This window comes from Allobrachymonas chironomi DSM 19884, from assembly GCF_000374625.1.
Lineage (GTDB): Bacteria > Pseudomonadota > Gammaproteobacteria > Burkholderiales > Burkholderiaceae_C > Brachymonas > Brachymonas chironomi.
On the sequence record NZ_KB894765.1, the window covers coordinates 388428 to 408997 of the forward strand.

Annotated in this window: 21 protein-coding genes; 14 read left to right on the forward strand and 7 right to left on the reverse strand. The window is 65.3% G+C overall.

What is annotated here, in order from left to right; translation table 11 throughout:
• Positions 1-70: 70 nt before the first annotated feature.
• Together C513_RS0101885 and C513_RS0101890 are read right to left on the reverse strand one after the other, a co-directional pair.
• Positions 71-2338: a RelA/SpoT family protein gene (locus tag C513_RS0101885; RefSeq protein ID WP_051084368.1), complete on the reverse strand. Its 2268-nt coding sequence runs from the start codon at positions 2336-2338 to the stop codon at positions 71-73.
• Between the two features lie 36 nt (positions 2339-2374).
• On the reverse strand, positions 2375-3337 hold the full coding sequence (locus C513_RS0101890; protein WP_156816005.1) for an alpha/beta fold hydrolase: 963 nt from the start codon (positions 3335-3337) through the stop codon (positions 2375-2377).
• A 106-nt stretch (positions 3338-3443) separates the two neighbouring features.
• Between C513_RS0101890 and C513_RS0101895 the strand changes: the two genes are divergently transcribed.
• The 10 genes from C513_RS0101895 (at position 3444) to tolA (ending at position 11825) form a co-directional block, all read left to right on the forward strand.
• The gene (locus tag C513_RS0101895; RefSeq protein ID WP_018714333.1) at positions 3444-4226 is read left to right on the forward strand and encodes a 3-hydroxybutyrate dehydrogenase; all 783 of its coding nucleotides are present in this window, start codon (positions 3444-3446) and stop codon (positions 4224-4226) included.
• 156 nt (positions 4227-4382) lie between these two features.
• Complete coding sequence (locus C513_RS0101900) at positions 4383-5588, forward strand: multidrug effflux MFS transporter (protein WP_018714334.1); 1206 nt, start codon at positions 4383-4385, stop codon at positions 5586-5588.
• 123 nt (positions 5589-5711) lie between these two features.
• On the forward strand, positions 5712-6860 hold the full coding sequence (ribBA, locus tag C513_RS0101905) for a bifunctional 3,4-dihydroxy-2-butanone-4-phosphate synthase/GTP cyclohydrolase II (protein ID WP_018714335.1): 1149 nt from the start codon (positions 5712-5714) through the stop codon (positions 6858-6860).
• A gap of 23 nt (positions 6861-6883) precedes the next feature.
• On the forward strand, positions 6884-7360 hold the full coding sequence (ribH, locus tag C513_RS0101910; protein ID WP_018714336.1) for a 6,7-dimethyl-8-ribityllumazine synthase: 477 nt from the start codon (positions 6884-6886) through the stop codon (positions 7358-7360).
• 5 nt (positions 7361-7365) lie between these two features.
• Positions 7366-7932: a transcription antitermination factor NusB gene (nusB, locus tag C513_RS0101915; RefSeq protein WP_018714337.1), complete on the forward strand. Its 567-nt coding sequence runs from the start codon at positions 7366-7368 to the stop codon at positions 7930-7932.
• Complete coding sequence (locus C513_RS0101920) at positions 7929-9125, forward strand: pyridoxal phosphate-dependent aminotransferase (RefSeq protein ID WP_018714338.1); 1197 nt, start codon at positions 7929-7931, stop codon at positions 9123-9125. The genes nusB and C513_RS0101920 overlap by 4 nt, the downstream gene beginning before the upstream one ends.
• Before the next feature lie 16 nt (positions 9126-9141).
• Positions 9142-9570, forward strand: a complete 429-nt coding sequence (ybgC, locus tag C513_RS0101925) for a tol-pal system-associated acyl-CoA thioesterase (RefSeq protein ID WP_018714339.1) — start codon at positions 9142-9144, stop codon at positions 9568-9570.
• Positions 9571-9592: 22 nt separating this feature from the next.
• Positions 9593-10273, forward strand: a complete 681-nt coding sequence (tolQ, locus tag C513_RS0101930) for a protein TolQ (RefSeq protein WP_018714340.1) — start codon at positions 9593-9595, stop codon at positions 10271-10273.
• A gap of 12 nt (positions 10274-10285) precedes the next feature.
• On the forward strand, positions 10286-10717 hold the full coding sequence (gene tolR / locus C513_RS0101935) for a protein TolR (protein WP_018714341.1): 432 nt from the start codon (positions 10286-10288) through the stop codon (positions 10715-10717).
• 7 nt (positions 10718-10724) lie between these two features.
• Complete coding sequence (gene tolA, locus C513_RS12455; protein ID WP_018714342.1) at positions 10725-11825, forward strand: cell envelope integrity protein TolA; 1101 nt, start codon at positions 10725-10727, stop codon at positions 11823-11825.
• 93 nt (positions 11826-11918) lie between these two features.
• Here tolA and dnaE read toward each other — a convergent pair whose 3' ends face one another.
• The 5 genes from dnaE to C513_RS0101965 all read right to left on the reverse strand — a co-directional run bounded on the left by dnaE (position 11919) and on the right by C513_RS0101965 (position 17281).
• Complete coding sequence (dnaE, locus tag C513_RS0101945; protein ID WP_018714343.1) at positions 11919-15446, reverse strand: DNA polymerase III subunit alpha; 3528 nt, start codon at positions 15444-15446, stop codon at positions 11919-11921.
• Between the two features lie 62 nt (positions 15447-15508).
• Positions 15509-15904 carry a hypothetical protein gene (locus tag C513_RS0101950; protein ID WP_018714344.1) on the reverse strand — a complete coding sequence of 132 codons (396 nt, stop codon included), beginning with the start codon at positions 15902-15904 and terminating at the stop codon, positions 15509-15511.
• Positions 15905-15907: 3 nt separating this feature from the next.
• Entirely contained in the window at positions 15908-16138 is a 231-nt protein-coding gene (locus C513_RS0101955) for a hexameric tyrosine-coordinated heme protein (RefSeq protein WP_018714345.1), read from the reverse strand.
• 100 nt (positions 16139-16238) lie between these two features.
• The gene (locus C513_RS0101960) at positions 16239-16799 is read right to left on the reverse strand and encodes a flavodoxin family protein (RefSeq protein ID WP_018714346.1); all 561 of its coding nucleotides are present in this window, start codon (positions 16797-16799) and stop codon (positions 16239-16241) included.
• 47 nt (positions 16800-16846) lie between these two features.
• Positions 16847-17281: a DoxX family protein gene (locus C513_RS0101965; RefSeq protein ID WP_018714347.1), complete on the reverse strand. Its 435-nt coding sequence runs from the start codon at positions 17279-17281 to the stop codon at positions 16847-16849.
• A gap of 134 nt (positions 17282-17415) precedes the next feature.
• On the opposite strand from C513_RS0101965, the gene C513_RS0101970 reads away from it, so the two are divergent.
• The 4 genes from C513_RS0101970 to trmB all read left to right on the forward strand — a co-directional run bounded on the left by C513_RS0101970 (position 17416) and on the right by trmB (position 20534).
• Positions 17416-18375: a LysR family transcriptional regulator gene (locus C513_RS0101970; RefSeq protein ID WP_018714348.1), complete on the forward strand. Its 960-nt coding sequence runs from the start codon at positions 17416-17418 to the stop codon at positions 18373-18375.
• A 27-nt stretch (positions 18376-18402) separates the two neighbouring features.
• The gene (gene gluQRS, locus C513_RS0101975) at positions 18403-19317 is read left to right on the forward strand and encodes a tRNA glutamyl-Q(34) synthetase GluQRS (protein ID WP_018714349.1); all 915 of its coding nucleotides are present in this window, start codon (positions 18403-18405) and stop codon (positions 19315-19317) included.
• Between the two features lie 109 nt (positions 19318-19426).
• Positions 19427-19669 (forward strand): hypothetical protein, encoded by a 243-nt coding sequence (locus C513_RS12460; protein ID WP_245552783.1) that lies wholly within the window; start codon positions 19427-19429, stop codon positions 19667-19669.
• A 109-nt stretch (positions 19670-19778) separates the two neighbouring features.
• Positions 19779-20534, forward strand: a complete 756-nt coding sequence (trmB, locus tag C513_RS0101985) for a tRNA (guanosine(46)-N7)-methyltransferase TrmB (protein ID WP_026320447.1) — start codon at positions 19779-19781, stop codon at positions 20532-20534.
• Positions 20535-20570: the final 36 nt, after the last annotated feature.

The window sequence follows — 20570 nt, forward strand, 5'->3', positions numbered from 1 at the left end:
TGTTCAGAAGCAAGATTATAGACCGTATTTTTGCCTTTTTGCAAGCCATGCGGTCAACTCGCCACATTTTTCATCGGCGGCGCGCACCATGCACCCCCGGCAGGCCCTCCAGCGCGTGCAGCACCTTGGTCAGCTTGTGGGTATCGCTCACCTGCACCGTCATGGTCATGTGCGTGATGCCCTTGCTGACATCGTTGTGCATGCCCAGCACCGGCATCTTCTCGGCGGCAAACAGTTCGCTGATGTCGCGCAACAGGCCGCTGCGCGCATTGGCCTGGATCAGCACGTCCACCGGGTACTGGCCGGCCGCGCTGCCCGAATCCTCCCACTCCACGTCGATGCAGCGCTCGGGATGGTCGCGCACCATGCTGCGATAGTTGGCGCAATCCATGCGGTGCACGCTCACGCCCTTGCCGCGCGTGACAAAGCCGCCAATCGCATCGGGCGGTGCCGGCTTGCAGCACTTGCCCAGTTGCGTCAGCAGCGACCCCATGCCCACCACCAGCACGCCGCCCTTCTGGCCGGCGCGCCTGGCACGTTCACCCATGGCGGTAGTCTTTTGCAGCACCACCTCGTCATCGGTCAGCTGCGGCGCCTGCGGCTTGAGCACGGCCTCGATGTTGCGCAGCGAGAATTCATCCTTGCCAACCACCTCGAACAGCGCATCCGGGCTGTCAAAGCCCAGCTGTTCGGCCAGATGCACCAGATTGGTCGAGGTCTTGCCTTCGCGCTGCAGCAGTTTTTCCACTGCCTCGCGCCCGCGTGCCACGGTTTCCTGCGTGATTTGCGCGTTGTAATACGCCCGCACCTTGGCGCGCGCGCGGTGGCTGACCAGATAGCCCTGCTCCGGATTCAGCCAGTCACGCGACGGGCCGCCTTCCTTGACCGTGACGACTTCCACCGTCTGGCCGCTCTGCAACCTGGTCTGCAGCGGCACCATCTGGCCATCCACGCGCGCACCGCGGCAGCGATGCCCCACACTGGTGTGTACCGCATAGGCAAAGTCCACCGGCGTCGCTCCCTGCGGCAGCTCGACAATGGCGGCATCGGGCGTCAGCACATAAATGCGATCCTCCAGCAGCGCATGCCGGGTGCCGGCCGACTGGCCACCGGGCTGCTCCTGGCCGGTCTGGGCAAAATCACGTTCCCAGGCCAGCAGCTGGCGCAGGGCAGCGATCTTGCTGTCGTAGCTGCTGTTGGCGCTGTGGCCGGCATAGCCCTTGGAACCGGCCTCCTTGTAGGCCCAGTGCGCGGCCACGCCGGTTTCGGCGTGGTCATGCATCGCCTGGGTACGGATCTGGATTTCCAGCGGCCGCCTGGGGTGGCCCGCCTCGGCCTGCATCACCACCGTGTGCAGCGACTGGTAGCCATTCGCCTTGGGCTTGACGATGTAATCGTCAAACTCGGACGGCACCGCCTCGAAGGTGCTGTGCACCCAGCTCAGCGCGGCATAGCAGTCCTTCAGCTCCGGCACGATGACGCGCAGCGCCATCACGTCATAGATATGGTCGAATTCCAGCTTCTTGCCACGCATCTTCTTGACGATGCTGTAGATGTGCTTGGGCCGCGCCTGCAGGATGGCGCTGATGCCCTGCGCCAGCAGCCCCTCGTGTACCTGCTGGCGCAGGCGGTCGGCGCGCTGCTCGCGCTCGGCCCGCTTCTCGTCCAGCCAGCGTGCCACCTGGTGGTAGACCTCGGGCTCCAGAAACCGGAACGCCAGATCCTCCAGTTCCCACTTGATCTGCCAGATGCCCAGCCGGTTGGCCAGCGGTGCCAGCACGTGCAGCGATTCGTAGGCCATGGCGTGCGGACAGGACCGTTTGCTTTCGGCAAACCAGCGCAGCGTCTGCAGGCGCGAAGCTAGCCGCAGCAGCAGCACGCGCAAATCACGCGAAAAGGCCAGCAGCATCTTGCGCACCGCTTCCAGCTGGCTGGACATGTCGGCCACCTGATCGCGGCCCTGCTCGCGGTGGTGCTTCTGCAGCTGCATCAGGCGCATCGCCTGCAACACCAGCTCGGTGTATTCCTGGCCAAAGTTCTGGCCGATGATCTCCTCGGGCTTGCTCAGGTGCGAGGCGGTATAGATCAGGTAGGAGGCAGCCTGCAGCGCCGGTGCGCCGCCCATCTGCTCCAGGATGCGCGCCATGCCATCGGCATGCTGCAGCTCGTTCTCGCCGGTGCCCAGCACGCTGCTGGCCAGCAGCGGAGCGGCAAAATGGCGCGCCCGCGTCAGGATGTCGGCCGATTCCGGCAGCATGTCCGAGGCGGCCTGCACCACGTCCGACACGCCATGCCCGGGATGGGGCAAGGGCGGGACGGGATTCTGTCCAGTATTCATGTCTTTCTTCAGGGTGCCGCTACGGCACAAAAAATGTCAGGCAGCCTGCGCATCAGGCTCCGGCAGGGGATTCAGCAAAAAGCCGGTCACGGCATCGCGCTGGTCCTGCGCCACGATGGTGGGGGCATGGCCAACGCCGTCAAACTCGACCAGCTGCGCACGCGGGCCACGCTGCTGCATGGCCAGGGCGGTTTCATGCGGCAGCAGGTCGGAATCGGCACCGCGCATCAGCAGCACCGGTGCCTCGATCGCATCGTACATCTGCCACAGCACGGCCTCGCCTTGCGCCCAGGCCTCCTGGCTGATATCGCCAAAGGCACGGCCAATGGCCGGATCATAATGCTGACGCCAGCCGCCCTGCGGATGCGGCATCAGCTGGGCCCGGTTGAGCTGCGTCCAGGCCTCGTCGGAATGCGGGCCAAAGGCGGCAAAACGCTCACGCAGCTGCGCCACGGCTTCTGCCTCGCTGGCAAAGTGGCCGGTATCGCCCACATAGCTGCCGATGCGGCTCAGCGCCTGCCAGGACAAGGTCGGACCGACATCGTTGAGCACCATGCGGCCGATATGCGGCACGCCCTGCGGCCACAAGGGCAGCGCCTGCGCCGCCGTCATGCCCAGCCCGATCAGGCCGCCCATGCTGGTGCCCACCCAGTCGAGCCGGCTGATGGGAGCCTGCTGCTGCAAGTGCGCCAGCAGTTGCAGCATGGCACCGACATACACCGGCACCTGGTACAGCGTGTGGTCACGCAGCCATTCACTCTGGCCACGGCCCGGGATGTCCGGGCAGATGACGCGCAGCGGCGGCAGGCCGCGCGCGGCAGCATCAGCCAGCAGCGCCTGGGCCAGCACGTCAAAGTCACGACCCTGGCGCGTCAGGCCATGCACGCAGACCACCACATGCGCGGCATCGGGCTGTCCCCACTGCCACCAGGCTTGCCGGAAGGCATGCTGCCCGCTGCTGCAGACCATGTGATGAAGTGCTGGTGCCGATGTCGTCATGCCGTCTCCTGATGCGCTGTAGGGATGAGCACAAATCTGCCCTACCGGCGCTGTTATGATGATTTTTGATACTACCCGATATTCACCAATTTGCGAGGAGAGACACATGTTGAAAGGCAAGACGGCATTGGTTACCGGTTCCACCAGCGGCATCGGTCTGGGCATTGCCAGGGCATTGGCCGCCCAAGGTGCCAATGTGGTACTGAACGGCTTTGGCGATTCCGACGGGCCGCAGCGCGAAGTGCTGGAAGCCGGTCGCGATCATGGCGTGCGCGTGGCCTACCACGGCGCCGACATGAGCAAGCCGGAACAGATCGAAGCCATGATGCAGTTTGCCGCGCACGAATTTGGCCGCGTCGACATCCTGGTCAACAACGCCGGCATCCAGCATGTCTCCAACATCGAATCCTTCCCGGTCGAAAAGTGGGATGCCATCATCGCCATCAACCTGAGCAGCGCCTTCCACACCACGCGTCTGGCCCTGCCGGCAATGCAGCAGGCCGGCTGGGGCCGCATCATCAACGTGGCCTCGATCCACGGCCTGGTGGCATCGGCCGGCAAATCGGCCTATGTTGCCGCCAAACACGGCATTGTCGGCATGACCAAGGCCGTGGCCCTGGAAAACGCCCAGAACGGCGTCACCTGCAACGCGATCTGCCCGGGCTGGGTGCTGACCCCGCTGGTCCAGAAGCAGATCGATGACCGCGCCGCCACCCAGGGCATCACCGTCGAACAGGCGCAAAAGGACCTGCTGGGCGAGAAGGAGCCCTCGCTGCGCTTTACCACGCCCGAAGAACTGGGCGCACTGGCGGTGTTCTTCTGCTCGCCGGCCGGCAACAACATCGTTGGTGCGGCCTGGAACATGGACGGCGGCTGGACCGCGCAGTAAGCGTTTCCTTTGTCAGGCAGGCTGCAGCCTGCCCAGGACGGCATGCGGTCATGGACCGTGTGCCGTTTTTTTCAGCCCGGGAATGCCCCCGCAGGCGTTACAGCGGATTGCAACTGGCTCCCCATGCTCCCGTCCATTCCCGGCTACAGTTGCAGGATGTCCTTTTATTTCCGCATGCTGCTGTTGCTGTCAGCGCTGACCATGGTCGGGCCGCTGGCCATCGACGCCTATCTGCCCTCGTTCCGATCGATCCGGGCCGATCTCGGCACCACCGAGGTGCTGATGCAGCAGACGCTCAGCCTGTTCCTGTATGCCATGGCCGGCATGATGCTGTTCTACGGCACACTGTCCGATGCCTTTGGCCGGCGCAAGGTGATTCTCGGCTCGCTGGTGATCTATACCCTGGGTTCGCTCGGCGCCGCCTTCAGCCCGAGCATCGAATGGCTGCTGGCCTTTCGCGTGCTGCAGGGACTGGGATCGGGTGGCGGTGGCGTGGTCGGACGCGCCGTGGTGCGCGACCTGTTCCATGGCCCCGATGCCCAGCGCATGATGTCGCACATGACCATGGTGTTCGGCCTGGCCCCGGCGCTGGCCCCGATCATGGGCGGCTGGCTCGAGGTGCATCTGGGCTGGCGCTGGATTTTCGGGGCTTCCGCCCTGTTCGGCACTCTGCTGCTGGTACTGTGCTGGCGTCACCTGCCGGAAAGCCTGCCGCCGGAAAACCGCCAGCCCTTCCGGCCTTCGCTGCTGGCCCGCAGCTATCTGGATGCCATCAGCCACACGCGCTTCATGCTGCTGGTCCTGCTGATGGCACTGGCCTTTGCCGGCTTCTCGCTCTATGTCGGCTCGGCCTCGCACTTCATCATGGATTTGCTGCACCTGCCGGAAACCGCCTTTGGCTGGATGTTCATTCCGCTGGTCGGAGGCCTGATCACCGGCTCGGCGCTGGCCGCCCGGCTGGCGTCCCGGCTGACACGCCGCCGCTTCGTCGTGCTCGCCTACTGGATCACCGGTCTGGGCGTGGCCGTCAACCTGGGCTACAACCTGTGGGCCGGCCCGGACATCAGCATTCCCTGGGCGGTACTGCCGCTGTTTGCCTACTCCTTCGGCCTGTCCTTTCTCACGCCCAGCGTGACCATGGCGGCGATGGATTTCTTTCCGCGCAACCAGGGCATGGCGGCCTCGATGCAATCCTTTGTGCAGATGTCGGTATTTGCCACGATTGCGGGGTTTGTCGTGCCACTGCTGTTCGGCAGCGGCCTGAAGCTGGCCATCGGCATGGTCTGCGTCTGGGGCATCAGCCTGCTGCTGTTGTGGACCTTCATGGCGCTGCAGGCCTGGCAACGCACGCGCAACAGCTGAGGCACGAGGCCCCATCGGCAACAGGGAGCCTGCCGCAATCCGGTGCCGCCGGCAGCCCAATGCGCGATAATAGGGAAATCCCCTCCCAGCAGTGCCCCATGGGCACCCACTTGAAGCATACCCATGACCGATACCTCCCGTGCATCTGCCGAGGCTGCATTCGCTCCCATTTCCCCCGTGGCCGATATCGTGGCCGACATGCGTGCGGGCAAGATGGTGATCCTGATCGATGACGAGGACCGCGAAAACGAAGGCGACCTGATCCTTGCTGCCGACCACGTCACGCCCGAAGCCATCAACTTCATGGCGCGCTATGGCCGCGGCCTGATCTGCCTGACCCTCACGCGCGAGCGTTGCCAGCATCTGGGCCTGTCGCCCATGACCACCAACAACGGCACCGTCTACGCCACCGCCTTCACCGTCTCCATCGAGGCGGCAGAAGGCGTCACCACCGGCATCTCTGCCGCCGACCGTGCGCGCACCATCCAGGCCGCCGTGGCACCCAACGCCAAGGCCAGCGATCTGGTGCAGCCCGGCCACGTGTTCCCGCTGCAGGCCGTGGATGGCGGCGTGCTGATGCGCGCCGGCCATACCGAAGCCGGCTGCGATCTGGCCAGCATGGCCGGCACCAGCCCGTCGGCCGTGATCTGCGAGATCATGAATGATGACGGCACCATGGCCCGCCTGCCCGACCTGCAGAAGTTCGCCGCCGAACACGGCCTGAAGATCGGCACCATTGCCGACCTGATCGAGCACCGCAGCCGCACCGAATCCATGATCCGCAAGATGGCCAGCCGCACGCTGATGACCGCGCACGGCGAATTCATGGCCCATGCCTACCAGGATCTGCCCAGCGGCAACCTGCACCTGGCGCTGGTCAAGGGCCACTGGGACGAGAGCGATGTGGTGCCGGTGCGCGTGCACGAGCCGCTGTCGGTGCTCGACGCGCTCGAGGTGGATCGCCAGCTGCACAGCTGGAGCCTGGAAGACAGCCTGCGCCACATCCACGCGCAGCAGCGTGGCGTGGTCGTGCTGCTCAACTGCGGCGAAAGCGCTGAACAGCTGCTGGCCCAGTTCAATGGCACGGCCCAGCCCAGCGTGGCACCGGGCAACCGCAGCCACGACCTGCGCAGCTACGGCATTGGTGCCCAGGTGCTGCGCGAATGCGGCGTGCGCAAGATCAACATCATGGGCAAGTCGCGCCGCATGCCGAGCATGGCCGGCTATGACCTGGAGGTGGTCGGCTTTACCTCTGCCCCCACCGAGTCCTGAATCCTTACCTGAGAGAACACCCCATGAAAGACGCGAACAAGGGCAACCCCGAGATCACCGGCCAGCTGGATGGCAAGAAGCTGCGCATCGGCATCGTGCAGGCGCGCTGGAATGCCGACATCACCGATACCCTGACCGAAGCCTGCCTGTCCGAGCTGATGGAGTTGGGCGTGAAGGCCAAGCATGTCACCCTGGTGCAAGTCCCGGGCGCCCTGGAAATCCCGCTGGCGCTGCAATCGCTGGCCGACCGCTCCGGCTACGATGCCCTGATCGCGCTGGGCTGCATCATCCGTGGCGAAACCTACCACTTCGAGCTGGTGGCGAATGAATCCGGTGCCGGCGTCACGCGCGTCTCGCTGGACCACGGACTGCCGATTGCCAACGCCATCCTCACGGTCGAGAACCTGGAGCAGGCGCAGGCACGCCAGGTCGAGAAAGGCGTCGATGCGGCCCGCGTGGCCGTGGAAATGGCGCTGCTGATGCAAACCATGGCAAGCTGATCACCATGCAGACCCCTGATACCCCCGATACCCCGCAAACGCCGGAACAGGCGCTGAGCGCCTCGCTGCAAGCACAGCAGCCGCCGCAACAGAAGCCGGCCAGGGCTGCCGGCAAGCCACGCGCCAAGAGCGGCAAGGCACCGCGCAGCCTGGCGCGCGAATTCACCGTGCAGGCGCTCTACCAGTACCTGGTCGGCAAGAACGATGCCGCCGCCATCGATGCCTTCACGCGTGACCTGAGCGGCTTCCACAAGTGCGATATGGCACATTTCGATGCGCTGTTCCACGGCTGCGTGGACCAGGCCGAACAGCTGGACGCGCTGATCACGCCACACCTGGACCGCAGCTGGCCGGAAATCTCCCCGATCGAGCATGCCGTGATGTGGATCGGCGTGTACGAATTCCGCCACTGCCCGGACGTGCCCTGGCGCGTGGTGCTGAACGAGTGCATCGAGCTGGCCAAGTCCTTTGGCGGCACCGATGGTCACAAGTACGTCAACGGCATCCTGCACGCGCTGGCCAGCCAGCTGCGTGCCACCGAGGTCGCGCACGACAGCAAGCCGCGCGCATGAGCCAGCCCGCCCTGCGCCTGGCCGAGCGTGCCCGGGCCATCGAACCCTTCCATGTGATGGAGATCGCCAAGGCGGCGCAGGCGCTGCAGGCCGGCTTGCCGCCCGATGCCGATCCGATGCTCTACCTGAACATCGGCGAACCCGATTTCACCGCCGCTCCGCTGGTCGCCGAGGCAGCGCAACGCTGCATCCGTGACGGCCAGACCCAGTACACCGCCGCCAATGGCCTGCCCGCGCTGCGCGAACGCATCAGCCAGTGGTATGCCGACCGTTTCGGCCTGCAGATTGATCCGGGCCGCATCGTCGTCACCGCCGGCGCCTCGGCGGCGCTGCAACTGGTCTGCCTGGCCCTGATCCAGGCTGGCGACGAGATCCTGATGCCGGACCCGAGCTACCCGTGCAACCGCCACTTTGTCAGTGTCGCCGGTGGCACGCCGCGCCTGGTCCCGTCCAGCGCCGAACAGCGCTTCCAGCTCAGCGCACAGCAGGTGGCAGCACACTGGAGCGATGCCACACGCGGCGTGATGCTGGCTTCGCCGTCAAACCCGACCGGCACCTCGATTGCGCCGCAGGAACTGCGCGCGATCCACGAGGTGGTCAAGGCACGTGGCGGCGTCACCATCGTGGACGAGATCTACCTGGGCCTGAGCTACGACCATGCCTACAGCCACAGCGCGCTGGAAATCGATGACAACATCATCAGCATCAACAGCTTCAGCAAGTATTTCTGCATGACCGGCTGGCGACTGGGCTGGCTGGTGCTGCCGCCGGCGCTGGCACGCCAGGTCGAACTGCTGGCGCAGCACCTGTTCATCTGTGCCAGCACCGTGTCGCAGCATGCGGCACTGGCCTGCTTCGAGCCCGACAGCATCGCGCTGTACGAACAGCGCCGTGCCGAATTCCGCGCGCGCCGTGACTGGTTCGTGCCGCAGCTGCAGGCGCTGGGCCTGGATGTGCCGGTGCTGCCTGACGGCGCCTTTTACGCCTGGGCCGACTGCAGCGCCTGGTTCAAACGCCTGGGCGTGGACAACAGCTGGGACGCGACCTTTGCCCTGATGCAGCGCGCCCATATCGTCGCCACGCCAGGCCGCGACTTCGGCAGTGCCGATACCAGCCGCTTCCTGCGTTTTTCCACTGCCAGCGCCCTGCCGCTGCTGCAACAGGCGATTGCACGCCTGCAGCAGCTGTCGTAATCTGCTGCATCGCAACATGATGTTTCACTTTGCCATCCGCGTTTACTGGGAAGACACCGATGCAGGCGGCATCGTCTTCTATGCTAACTACCTGAAATTCTTCGAGCGGGCACGCACCGAATGGCTGCGCGCCAAGGGCATCGAACAGCAGGCGCTGCGCGAGCAGACCGGCGGCATGTTCGTGGTCACCGGTACCGAAATGAAGTACCACCGCCCGGCACGACTGGACGATGTGCTGTATGTCAGTGCGGAACCGGTGCAGCTGGGCCGAGCCTCGGTCGTGATCGGCCAGACTGCACGTCTGGGCGCACCGGACGGACCCCTGCTGTGCGAAGGCACCATCCGCATCGGCTGGGTGGATGCCGCGCGCATGCAATCGGCACGCCTGCCGGCCGGACTGCTGCAGGCGCTGCAATCCGGTAACGCGGACGACAGTGCTGCCTGAAGGCAGCCAACAAGGGATCAGGATGAACAACGACATGAATATCGTGCAGCTGGTGCTGAATGCCAGCTGGATCGTGCAGGCCGTGATGGCGGTGCTGCTGGTGGTGTCGGTGGCCAGCTGGGCCGCCATCTTTGCCAAGATCGGCCAGCTGCGCAAGGCACGTTCGCAGAACGCCGAATTCGAGCGCAGCTTCTGGTCCGGCAAGAGCCTGCAGGAACTGCATGCCGCCGCCAGCCAGAATGCCAGGCTGGCCGGCCCGATGGAGCGCATGTTTGCCAGCGGCATGCGCGAGTTCCTGAAACAGCGCGAGCGCCAGGTCGATGAGGCCACGGCACTGGATGGCACGCGCCGTGCCATGCGCGCCAGCTACCAGCGCGAAGTGGATGCGCTGGAAGGCAAGCTGTCCTTTCTGGCGTCGGTCGGCTCCATCTCGCCCTATGTCGGCCTGTTTGGCACTGTCTGGGGCATCATGCACGCCTTTACCGGCCTGTCAGCCATGGAGCAGGTGACCCTGGCCAGCGTCGCGCCCGGCATCGCCGAAGCGCTGGTTGCCACGGCGCTTGGCCTGTTTGCCGCGATTCCGGCCGTGCTGGCCTACAACCACTTTGCGCGCGACATCGACCGTCAGTCGGTGGACATGGAAACCTTTGCCGAGGAATTCCTCAACATCCTGCAGCGCCAGAACCACGCTGCAGCGCACTGAGCGGAGCCCGCCATGCCCGGATTTGCGCCCCGCAGCCGTCGCCGCCGCGCCATGAACGAGATCAACATGGTCCCGTTCATTGACGTGATGCTGGTGTTGCTGATCATCTTCATGGTCACCGCCCCGATGATCCAGCCCTCGCGAGTGGATCTGCCCAGCGTGGGCAACAGCGCCAGCCAGCAACAGGACGCGGTACGCGTGGTGATCCGTGCCGATGGCGCGATCAGCGTCGGCCGCGACCGCCAGGGCCAGCCGCAGGATATCGGCAGCTCCGGTCTGGCGGCAGCCGTGCAGGCGGCCCAGGCCGGTTCGCCCGAGGTGCCGGTGCTGATCAGCGCCGACAAGACGCTGCCCTACGACAGCGTGATGCAGGTCTACAGCCAGCTGAAGCAGGCTGGTGTACAGCGGATTGCCCTGGCGGTGCAGCCGGTGACAACACGCTGATTCGCCCATGACCAGCCTGCAGTCCGCCCACGACAGCCTGATGCCGCCGGCCACGCCCCGCCGCGGCCTGTCACTGGTGGCTGCGCTGCTGGTGCACGGCGTCCTGATCGGCCTGCTCGCACTGGGAGTGCAATGGCAATCCGCGCCTCAGGACAGCGATTTCGTGGCCGAGATCTGGGATGCCCAGCCGCAGGAAGAAGGTGCGCGCGGGGATGACGGTACGCCGCCGCAACAGCCCCAGCCACCCGCCCCCGATGATGCAGCCGAACAGCAGGCCCGGGCCGCCGCCGCGGCACAGCGCGAGGCCGAGCAGCGCCAACAGGCTGCTGCCGCCGAAGCGCAACGTGCAACCGAACAGCGCCAGCAGGCCGCCGCCGAACGCGCAGCCGCCGCCCGCCAGCGCCAGGCGGAAGCCGCTGCAGCGCGCCAGTCTGCTGCCGAGCAGGCGCAGCGCGAGGCTGACATTGCCGAGCGCCGCCGCAAGGAACAGGAACAACAGCGCCAGGCCGCACAACAGAAGCAGCAAAAGCAGCAGGAACAGCAGCGCCAACAGGCCGCCCGCGACAAGGCCGAAGCCGATCGCAAACAGGCCGAAGCACGCCAGCAACAGCAACAAGCCGCTGCAGCTGCCGCCGAGCAGAAACGCAAGGCCGCCGCTGCTGCCGCAGCCGAACAGAAGCGCAAGGCCGATGCAGCCGCAGCAGCCCGTGCGCGCGCCGAAGCCGCCGATCACGCGGCGCAGCTGGCACGCCTGCAGGCACAAGCCGGTGGCAGCGGTAGCGGATCGGCCCAGGCCAGGGGCACGCAAGGCAGCGGCCAGGCCGCCCGCAGCAAGGGCGGCCCGTCAGCCGGCTATGCCGCCAAGGTACGCGCCCGCGTTCGCCCGCATATCGTCTATACCGATAACGATGGCGACAACCCGCGCGCCGACGTGGAAGTCCGCGCCGCGCCTGATGGCACCATCACCAGCCGGCGTCTCGTCCGCCCCAGCGGCAACAAGGCCTGGGACCAGGCCGTGCTACGCGCTGTCGACAAAACCGGCACCCTTCCCAAGGATGTGGATGGCAGCGTGCCGGGGGTGATGATTCTGGAGTTCAGGCCGAGGTAAGTCGCCCGGTGTCAGCACATCAACCGGCACTCCCAGGATTTCCTGCATCTCATCCTGGAAGCCCCCAGATAGCAAACCCGCGATCCCCCTGCCTCACTCGTACACCACCCGCACCTCCCCCCGAGGCAACAACGCCATCCACCCGGCCAATGCCGCATCGCTGGGGTAAAACCGCGAGGCATCGCCCAGCTTGAGCATGCCCTGCACCTGCTCCTCCGGGTAACGCTGCAACAGCTGCAGACGCACCGGCAGGCCGCGCACGATCTCATCACCGGTATCGAGCACTTCCCGTTTGGCGGGATGCTCACGCAGCACGCGCTGCAGATCCGGGCCGGCGGCATCGCCCGCCAGCTGCACGCTGGCCAGCAGGTACTTGCCAAAGCGCACGCGCGCCGAGGGCAGATCCCAGATCTGCTCCAGGTTCAGGCGCAGGTTGCCGCTGAAGCGGTCAAAGCGCGTGACTGCCTGCACGATGATCAACGCATCGTCCTTGAGCAGGCTGGGCTGGCGACCCCAGACCTGCTCGTCGGCGCTGACTTCATACACTGCCGACTTGTCATCCAGCTTGAACAGCGCCAGCTTGCCGCTGCGGCCATTGATGACACGGAAATCGCTGACGATGCCGGCCAGCACCACGGTGTCGCGGCTGTCGCTCAGGTCGTCCAGGCGGGTGCGCGCAAAGCGGCGGATTTCGATTTCGTGCTCGTCAAACAGGTGGCCGGACAGGAAGAAGCCGATCGCGGTCTTCTCCTGCACCAGCCGCTCCTTGATGCCCCACGGCGCGGTTTCGACCAGCGGCGGCTCGTCGGTGCTGGAGCCGGGGCCATCGAGCATGTCGAACAGGCCGCCCTGATTGGCGTTGGCCGCCTGCGTGGCGGCAAATTCAAAGGCCAGATCGACGCTGGCAATCAGCTCGGCACGGTTCAGGTGCAGGTTGTCGAAGGCACCGCCACGGATCAGCGCTTCCACCGTGCGCTTGTTCAGGCGCGTGCGGTCCACCCGGTTGCAGAAATCGAACAGGCTGGTAAACGGCCCGCCCTCCTCGCGCGCGTCGGTGATCGCCTTGATGGCGTTCTCGCCCGTGCCCTTGATCGCGCCCAGGCCGTAGCGGATCACCTGGTCCGTCACCGGCTCGAAGCGGTAGTTGCTGCGGTTCACATCCGGCAGCTCGAAACCCATGCCCATCTTGCAGGCATCTTCGTACAGCACCTTGAGCTTGTCGGTGTTGTCCATTTCCACCGTCATGTTGGCGCAGAAGAATTCGGCCGTGTAGTGCACCTTGAGCCAGCCAGTCTGGTAGGCCAGCAGCGAATAGGCGGCAGCGTGCGACTTGTTGAAACCGTAGCCGGCAAACTTCTCCATCAGGTCGAAGATCTCGTCGGCCTTCTGCTCGCTGATGCCGTTGCCGGCGGCGCCCTTGCGGAAGATCAGGCGGTGCTCCGCCATTTCCTCGGCCTTTTTCTTGCCCATGGCACGACGCAGCAGGTCGGCACCGCCCAGCGTGTAACCGCCGAGAATCTGTGCCGTCAGCATCACCTGCTCCTGGTAGACCATGATGCCGTAGGTCTCGCTCAGCATGTCGGCCACCAGCGGGTGCGGGTATTCCACTTCCTCGCGGCCGTGCTTGCGCGCGACAAAGCTCGGAATCAGATCCATCGGGCCCGGACGGTAGAGCGCGTTCAGCGCAATCAGGTCTTCCAGCCGCGTCGGACGCGCATCGCGCAACATGCCCTGCATGCCGCGGCTTTCAAACTGGAATACGGCTTCGGTCTTGCCTTCCTGGAACAGCTTGTAGGTTGGCTTGTCGTCCAGCGGAATATCGTCAAAGCTGAAGTTCTCACGGCCCTGGTGGCGCTGGCGGATGAACTCGCGCGCCAGTTCCATGATGGTCAGCGTGGCCAGCCCCAGAAAGTCGAACTTGACCAGACCAACCGCTTCCACGTCGTCCTTGTCGTACTGGCTGACGGCCGATTCGCTGCCGGGCTGCTGGTACAGCGGGGTGAAATCGGTCAGCTTGCCCGGCGCGATCAGCACGCCACCGGCGTGCATGCCGATGTTGCGCGTCACGCCCTCGAGCTTCTGCGCCATCTCGATCAGGGTACGCACCTCGTCATCGTTCTCGATGCGTTCGGCCAGCTGCGGCTCGGCCGCAATCGCGTATTTTTCCAGCGCCTCGCCGCTCAGGCCCTCGGGCGGATACTGGATTGTCACCGGCTTGCCCGGCTTGTTCGGAATCAGCTTGCTGATGCCATCGCAAAAGGTATAGCTCAGGTCGAGCACGCGGCCGACGTCGCGGATCGCGGCGCGCGCCGCCATCGTGCCGAAGGTGGCAATCTGGCTCACCGCCGCGCGGCCGTACTTGTCCTTCACGTAATCGATCACGCGATCACGGTTGGTCTGGCAGAAGTCGATATCGAAGTCGGGCATGGAGACCCGTTCCGGATTCAGGAAACGCTCGAACAGCAGGCTGTACTCCAGCGGATCCAGATCGGTAATCTTGAGCACATAGGCGACCAGCGAGCCGGCACCGGAACCCCGGCCCGGCCCCACCGGGCAGCCGTTGTTCTTGGCCCAGTTGATGAAGTCCTGCACGATCAGGAAGTAGCCCGGGAAACCCATGTTGATGATGGTGCCGAGCTCGAACTCCAGCCGCTCCACATAGCGCGGGCGTTCGGCATCGCGCCTGGCCGGATCGGGATAGAGATGTTGCAGGCGCTGTTCCAGCCCCTCGAAGGAGAGCTGGCGGAAATACTCGTCCATGGTCAGGCCATCGGGAATCGGGTAGTCCGGTAGCTGCGCCTTGCCCAGCGTCAGTGTCAGGTGGGTGCGCTTCGCAATCTCGACGGTGTTTTCCAGCGCCGAGGGAATATCGGCAAACAGCGCCTGCATCTGGGCGCTGCTGTGGAAATACTGCTGCTCGGTGAAATGGCGCGGGCGGCGCTGGTTGCCCAGGATTTCGCCTTCGGCGATACAGACGCGTGCCTCATGCGCCTCGAACTCGGCCGGGGTCTGGAACTGGATCGGGTGGGTGGCCACCACCGGCAGCTGCATGCGCTGCGCCAGCTGCATGGCGGCGATCACATGCGGTTCGTCGGTGCTGCGGCCGGCACGCTGCAGCTCCAGGTAGAAACGGTTCGGAAAAGCCTGCACGCATTGCATGGCCACGTCATGCGCCTGCTCCGGATCGCCGGCGAGCAAGGCCGGGCCAAGCGGACCGGCCTGCGCGCCCGACAGCATGATCAGGTCATCGGACAGCTCCTGCAACCATTCCCAGCGCAGGCTGGCCTGGGCCTTGTTGCCAACGTGGATCCAGCCACGCGACAGCAGCTCGCACAGGTTGAGATAGCCCTGGTGCCCCTGCGCCAGCAGCAACACGCGCGGCAGCGGACGGTCCTTGACGGGCGGCAGCAGGTCTTCCAGCATCACCTCCGCGCCCAGAATCGGCTGCACGCCCTTCTTCTGCGCCGTCTTGTAGAACTTGACCGCGCCAAACATGTTGTTCAGATCGGTCAGAGCCATGGCCGGCTGGCCATCGCTGGCCGCAGCGGCTACGGCGTCATCGATGCGGACGGTGCCATCGACGACAGAGAATTCGGAGTGGAGGCGGAGGTGGACAAACATCCGGGCATTTTAAGCCGCGGGCTGTGTCCCGGCTGGCTGCCGGCAGGTAACAGCGTAGCGGCTCAGGGCCACTGCAGTTGGTGGTCAGGACGGTCGTGGCGCGCCTCGGTCCAGCGCAATGCTGCCTGGCAGCCCTGGCGACGCAGAAAGCGGGCAATTTCGCGCGAATAATGGCTCAGGCTGTCAAAGGCATCTTCACCACGCGAATGCAGGTACAAGGTGTAGCCTTCCAGGTAGCCCTGCACGCCGCCGGCATAGACGATGGCGCGCTCCACGCCATCTACCCGGGCACGATCCTGGTGCTGCTGCGCCACCCAGTCCGCCAGCGCCTGGGCGCAGGCCGGATCATGGCCGGCATCGGCCAGCAGCAGCACATCGGTATGGACATCCCAGCGGCCGCCACGGCGCGACCAGTCGTAGTCGAGCGGCCAATACGCCTTGTCTGGTATCGAGGTCATGGCTTACTGGCGCCAGTAGTTGTTGGCGGCAGCCACGGTCTGGAAGTTCACCGCAATCACCTGCGAGGCTGCTGTCAAGCCATCGGCCGAATTGGCATAGTCGGCCCGCAAGCGCTTCAGCACCTCGGGATCAGGCTGGGTGGACTTGACGCCGCGCCGGCTGAGAGTAATGGCCAGCTCAAAACCTTGTTGCGGGGTGTCGGTGATCAGGGATGTCAGCCAGATATCGCTCATGGGGGGCTCCTTGCAGCCAGTGGGGCTGTGGCCCATGCTAGCCGATTTGCCAGGTCTGGGCAGCGATATGCCCACTGAAAGCAGGGAGGTTTCGGCAGATTCAGCCCTGTTTCCAGCGCGCTGCCACCGCCGCCACACGCTCGCCATAGGCTCGCGCCGTATCCAGATCGCCCTGCAGCATGTCTTCCACGCTGGCGTCGGAAGGCGTTTGTGCCATGGCGCCGGCATAGGCTCCCAGGTAATTGGGATCGTGGCGGCCTGCCTCCTTGCTGCTGGACGGCAGGACGCCCAGGCTGATCCAGAGGCCGCCGTGCTGGCTGGCCAGCGCCTGCAGGTATTGCAGGGTGTTCTGCTTGTCCCCGTTCATGCCGGCGCTGTTGGTAAAGCCGCCAAACAGCTTGTCTTTCCAGGCCTGCACAAACCATTGTTTGGAGGTGGCATCGGCAAAGCGCTTGAACTGCCAGCTCGGGCCGCCCATGTAGGTCGGGGTACCCAGGATGATGGCGTCTGCGGCATCCAGCAGCTTCCAGGCCGGCTCGGGCAGCTGGCCGTCGGCATCGATGGCAATGGCGCGTGCGCCCGCCCCGTCCGCCACGGCCTGGGCCATGCGCTGGGTATGGCCGTAGCCGGAGTGGTAGACGACAACAATCTTGGCGGACATGGGCAGCTTCTCCTGGGAATCGGTCAGGCAGCTAGCTTAGCAAACTCTCAGGCGCGGCGTGCGTCGATGGACAGACGGCCTGCACCTGCAGCAGCCAGCACCAGCAGACCACCCACAACGGCGATGTTCTTGTTGAACAGCAGCTGTTGCACCATCTGCGCATCTGCCGGAGCCGACCAGTAGGCGTGGAAGAAGAAGCTGGCCACCAGCGTGAAGCCGCCCAGTACCAGGGCTGCGATGCGGGTGCGGAAACCGATGATCAGCGCCAGTGCGCCCAGGATTTCGACAGCCGCGCCCACAATGGCCGCCAGCTCCGGCAGCGGCATGCCGACCGACTGGATATAGCCTACGGTACCGGCAAAACCGGTCAGCTTGCTGATGCCGGCCGGCAGAAACAGTGCTGCCAGCAGCAGGCGACCGATCAGGTTGGCGGAATCGGCCGCCGTGGTGGAAACAGTCTGGGAAGTCGTAGTTTGGGACATGATGAATACTTGTATATGAAAATGAATGAAGGATTGGTCCAGACCTTCTGGCCGAACCACGATGTGTATGGTAGAACCCGATACATCAACGAATAACAACCTTAATTGATCTCATCGATCAAATTTTTTGAACCATGAATCTCGACCACCTGCATGACCAGCTCCACCCGGCGAATCTGCGCATGCTGCAGGCGATTGCCGATCACGGCAGTTTTGCCGCCGCGGCGCGTACGCTGGATCTGGTACCCAGCGCCCTCAGCTACCGCGTGCGCCAGATGGAAGACGCGCTCGATGTGCTGCTGTTCAACCGCCAGGGCCGCCGCGCCATCCCCACGGCCGCCGGCCTGGAACTGCTGCAGGAGGGCTCCCGGCTGCTGAGCGAAACCGGCCGCATTGCCCAGCGCGTGCGCCGCATCGCCACCGGCTGGGAGTCGCACCTGAATATCGTGATGGACAACCTGATTGATACCGGCACCGTGCTGGAGTTGTGCCAGGCGTTTTTCGAACTCGGTGCGCCCACGCGCATCCGCATCCGCGAAGAGGTGATGAGCGGCACGCTGGAGGCGCTCAGCCTGGGTCAGGCCGATCTGGCAATTGGCGCAGTGCTGGACACCGGCTGGAGTGACCATCTGATCGATGCCCGCCATCTGGGCGATGTCGAGTTCATCTACGCGGTAGCCCCGGACCATCCGCTGGCCATGCTGGAGCAGCCGCTGACACCCGACGACCTGCGCCAATACCGTGCCGTTGCTGTCGCCGACAGTGCCGCACACGGCCAGGGACGCACCGTCGGCCTGCTCGCCGGACAGGAGGTGCTGGCCGTGCCGAACATGGCGGCCAAGATTTCCGCCCAGCTGCGTGGCATCGGTGTCGGTCATGTACCGCTGCACCTGGTGCAGCCGCATCTGGACAACGGTACCCTGATCCGCAAGCAGCTGGCGCAGGAGCAGCATGAAACCCATTTTTCCAGCTACTACGCCTGGCACCGCGGCAAGCAGCTGCAAGGCCAGGCCCTGCAATGGTGGCTGCAGCAACTGGACAGTTCCGCAACCCAGTGCGCGCTGCTCTCCGGCCACGCGCATCCGCGCGGCTGAGGTGCTTGCTACACTGCAGGCTGCACCATGACCATCGGCCGATTCGCTCCTTCCCCCACCGGCGCGCTGCACGCCGGCTCGCTGGTGGCCGCGCTCGCCAGCTGGCTGGATGCGCGCGCCCAGGGCGGGCGCTGGCTGGTGCGTATAGAGGACGTCGATACCCCGCGCTGCAGCCCGGCGCACACCGCGCAAATCCTGCAGCAGCTGCACGATCACGGCATGCGGCCGGATGAAGCACCGCTGCTGCAATCGCAGCGCCACCCCCATTACGAGCAGGCCCTGCAGCAACTGACCGATGCCGGCCTGGCCTACCCCTGCGGCTGTTCGCGCAAGGACATTGCGGCCGTCCTGGCCCGCAGCGGCCAGCAGCAGGCCCGTCATGGCGAACTGGTCTATCCCGGCACCTGCCACCCCTCGCGCGGTGGCCTGCAGGGCCAACCGGCACGCGCCTGGCGACTCGATGTGGCCGCCTGCCTGCAGCGCAGCGGGCAGCCCCCCGATGCCATCGTGTCCTGGCACGACCGCCGCCTGGGCGCACAACAGCAGCCGGTGCGGCAGGCCGTGGGCGACTTCGTGCTGCGCCGCGCCGATGGCCTCTGGGCCTACCAGCTGGCTGTCGTCGTGGACGACGCACTGCAGGGCATCACCGACGTCGTGCGCGGCGAAGATCTGGCCGACAACACCGCGCGCCAGATCGTGCTGCAGCAGGCGCTCGGCCTGCCCACGCCGCGCTATCTGCACACGCCGCTGGTACTGGGCCCGAATGGCGAGAAACTCTCCAAGCAGAATGCGGCGCAACCCCTGCCCGCCGGACAGGAGCCGGACAACCTGCAGCGCGCGGCCCAGGCGCTCGGCCTGCCCGCCGGCCAGACCGGCACACCGGACGCCCTTTTGGCGGGCTGGATCCCGCACTGGCAGCAGCGCTACCCGGTTACGCCCTGACACCACTTGCCCACCCGGAGTCACACCAGCATCACACGGTCCTGCTAAGGTGGTCCGGTGGCATTTGCATCTGCCCGTCCCTGTCCTTCTGATGCGCAAGGAGATTCCCGTGAGCGATACCGCAAAGCTGCTGGCTGCCGCCGATCTGGCTGACCGCTACATCGAAACCATCCTGTCCACCCAGCCTGATCTGCTGGTAGGCGATATCGTCGATTGCGACAGCTCCGAAGTCGGCGCACTGGCCGAACGCCTGGCGCACTACCGCGAAGCCCTCATCAACGAGCTGCAGGGCCAGCCGCTGCCCTACGATTACTACGAAGACGAAGACGACGAGGAAGAGAGCGAGGACTGAGTCACATCAGCGCCCTGCCGGGATCGCCGATCCCGGCGCGCATCGGGTACGATGCAGTCTGACCGGTCGCCCCTGCGGGCGGCCTCCCTGCATTGCCGCTCCTACATCCATGAGTTCCGATACCCCGTCCCAGCCATCCCCAGATTCCCCCGATGCCGCCCAGCCCCCGGAAGGCGTGGCGCATCCGCGTACCATCCGCAGCTTTGTGCGCCGCACCGGCCGCGTCACCACCGGCCAGGCCAAGGCCTATGCCGAGTTCGGTGACCGATTCCTGCTGCCCTACGCCGCCGAACCCCTGGACATGGAACAGGCCTTCGGCCGCCCGGCCCCGGTCGTGCTGGAAATCGGCTTTGGCATGGGCGAAGCCACGGCGCATATCGCCGGCGTGCTGCCCGACACCAACTTCCTCTGCTGCGAAGTGCACGAACCCGGCGTGGGCGCCCTGCTCAAGCGCATCGGCGAACAGGGCCTGCAGAATATCCGCATCTGCGCGCACGATGCCGTGGAAGTGATCGATCACATGCTGCCGCATGGCAGCCTGCATGGCGTGCACGTGTTCTTCCCCGACCCCTGGCACAAGAAGCGCCACAACAAGCGCCGTCTGATCCAGCCGGCACTGGTGCGCAAGCTGGCCGAACGCCTGGCTCCCGGTGGCTATATCCACTGCGCCACCGACTGGCAGCCCTATGCCGAACAGATGCTGGAAGTGCTGGGTGCCGAGATCCTGCTGCGCAACACCAGCCCGCACGCACAGGGCTACGCCGACAAGCCGCACTACCGTCCGCTGACCAAATTCGAAAACCGCGGCCTGCGCCTGGGCCACGGCGTCTGGGATCTGGTGTTCGAACGCCAGCCACTGGATTGAGCCTCTCCCGTTGAAGCCGCCCTGACCACCCCCAGC

What these genes read in the sequence shown, in the direction of transcription:
- tolR (WP_018714341.1), top strand. Translation starts at nt 10,286, where the DNA reads ATGCCCGGATTTGCGCCCCGCAGCCGTCGCCGCCGCGCCATGAACGAG.
- C513_RS0101960 (WP_018714346.1), bottom strand. Translation starts at nt 16,799, where the DNA reads ATGTCCGCCAAGATTGTTGTCGTCTACCACTCCGGCTACGGCCATACC.
- ribH (WP_018714336.1), top strand. Translation starts at nt 6,884, where the DNA reads ATGAAAGACGCGAACAAGGGCAACCCCGAGATCACCGGCCAGCTGGAT.
- trmB (WP_026320447.1), top strand. Translation starts at nt 19,779, where the DNA reads ATGAGTTCCGATACCCCGTCCCAGCCATCCCCAGATTCCCCCGATGCC.
- C513_RS0101885 (WP_051084368.1), bottom strand. Translation starts at nt 2,338, where the DNA reads ATGAATACTGGACAGAATCCCGTCCCGCCCTTGCCCCATCCCGGGCAT.
- C513_RS0101920 (WP_018714338.1), top strand. Translation starts at nt 7,929, where the DNA reads ATGAGCCAGCCCGCCCTGCGCCTGGCCGAGCGTGCCCGGGCCATCGAA.
- ribBA (WP_018714335.1), top strand. Translation starts at nt 5,712, where the DNA reads ATGACCGATACCTCCCGTGCATCTGCCGAGGCTGCATTCGCTCCCATT.
- C513_RS0101955 (WP_018714345.1), bottom strand. Translation starts at nt 16,138, where the DNA reads ATGAGCGATATCTGGCTGACATCCCTGATCACCGACACCCCGCAACAA.
- C513_RS0101965 (WP_018714347.1), bottom strand. Translation starts at nt 17,281, where the DNA reads ATGTCCCAAACTACGACTTCCCAGACTGTTTCCACCACGGCGGCCGAT.
- C513_RS0101950 (WP_018714344.1), bottom strand. Translation starts at nt 15,904, where the DNA reads ATGACCTCGATACCAGACAAGGCGTATTGGCCGCTCGACTACGACTGG.
- C513_RS0101970 (WP_018714348.1), top strand. Translation starts at nt 17,416, where the DNA reads ATGAATCTCGACCACCTGCATGACCAGCTCCACCCGGCGAATCTGCGC.
- tolA (WP_018714342.1), top strand. Translation starts at nt 10,725, where the DNA reads ATGACCAGCCTGCAGTCCGCCCACGACAGCCTGATGCCGCCGGCCACG.
- tolQ (WP_018714340.1), top strand. Translation starts at nt 9,593, where the DNA reads ATGAACAACGACATGAATATCGTGCAGCTGGTGCTGAATGCCAGCTGG.
- gluQRS (WP_018714349.1), top strand. Translation starts at nt 18,403, where the DNA reads ATGACCATCGGCCGATTCGCTCCTTCCCCCACCGGCGCGCTGCACGCC.
- nusB (WP_018714337.1), top strand. Translation starts at nt 7,366, where the DNA reads ATGCAGACCCCTGATACCCCCGATACCCCGCAAACGCCGGAACAGGCG.
- dnaE (WP_018714343.1), bottom strand. Translation starts at nt 15,446, where the DNA reads ATGTTTGTCCACCTCCGCCTCCACTCCGAATTCTCTGTCGTCGATGGC.
- C513_RS0101895 (WP_018714333.1), top strand. Translation starts at nt 3,444, where the DNA reads ATGTTGAAAGGCAAGACGGCATTGGTTACCGGTTCCACCAGCGGCATC.
- C513_RS0101900 (WP_018714334.1), top strand. Translation starts at nt 4,383, where the DNA reads ATGTCCTTTTATTTCCGCATGCTGCTGTTGCTGTCAGCGCTGACCATG.
- ybgC (WP_018714339.1), top strand. Translation starts at nt 9,142, where the DNA reads ATGATGTTTCACTTTGCCATCCGCGTTTACTGGGAAGACACCGATGCA.
- C513_RS0101890 (WP_156816005.1), bottom strand. Translation starts at nt 3,337, where the DNA reads ATGACGACATCGGCACCAGCACTTCATCACATGGTCTGCAGCAGCGGG.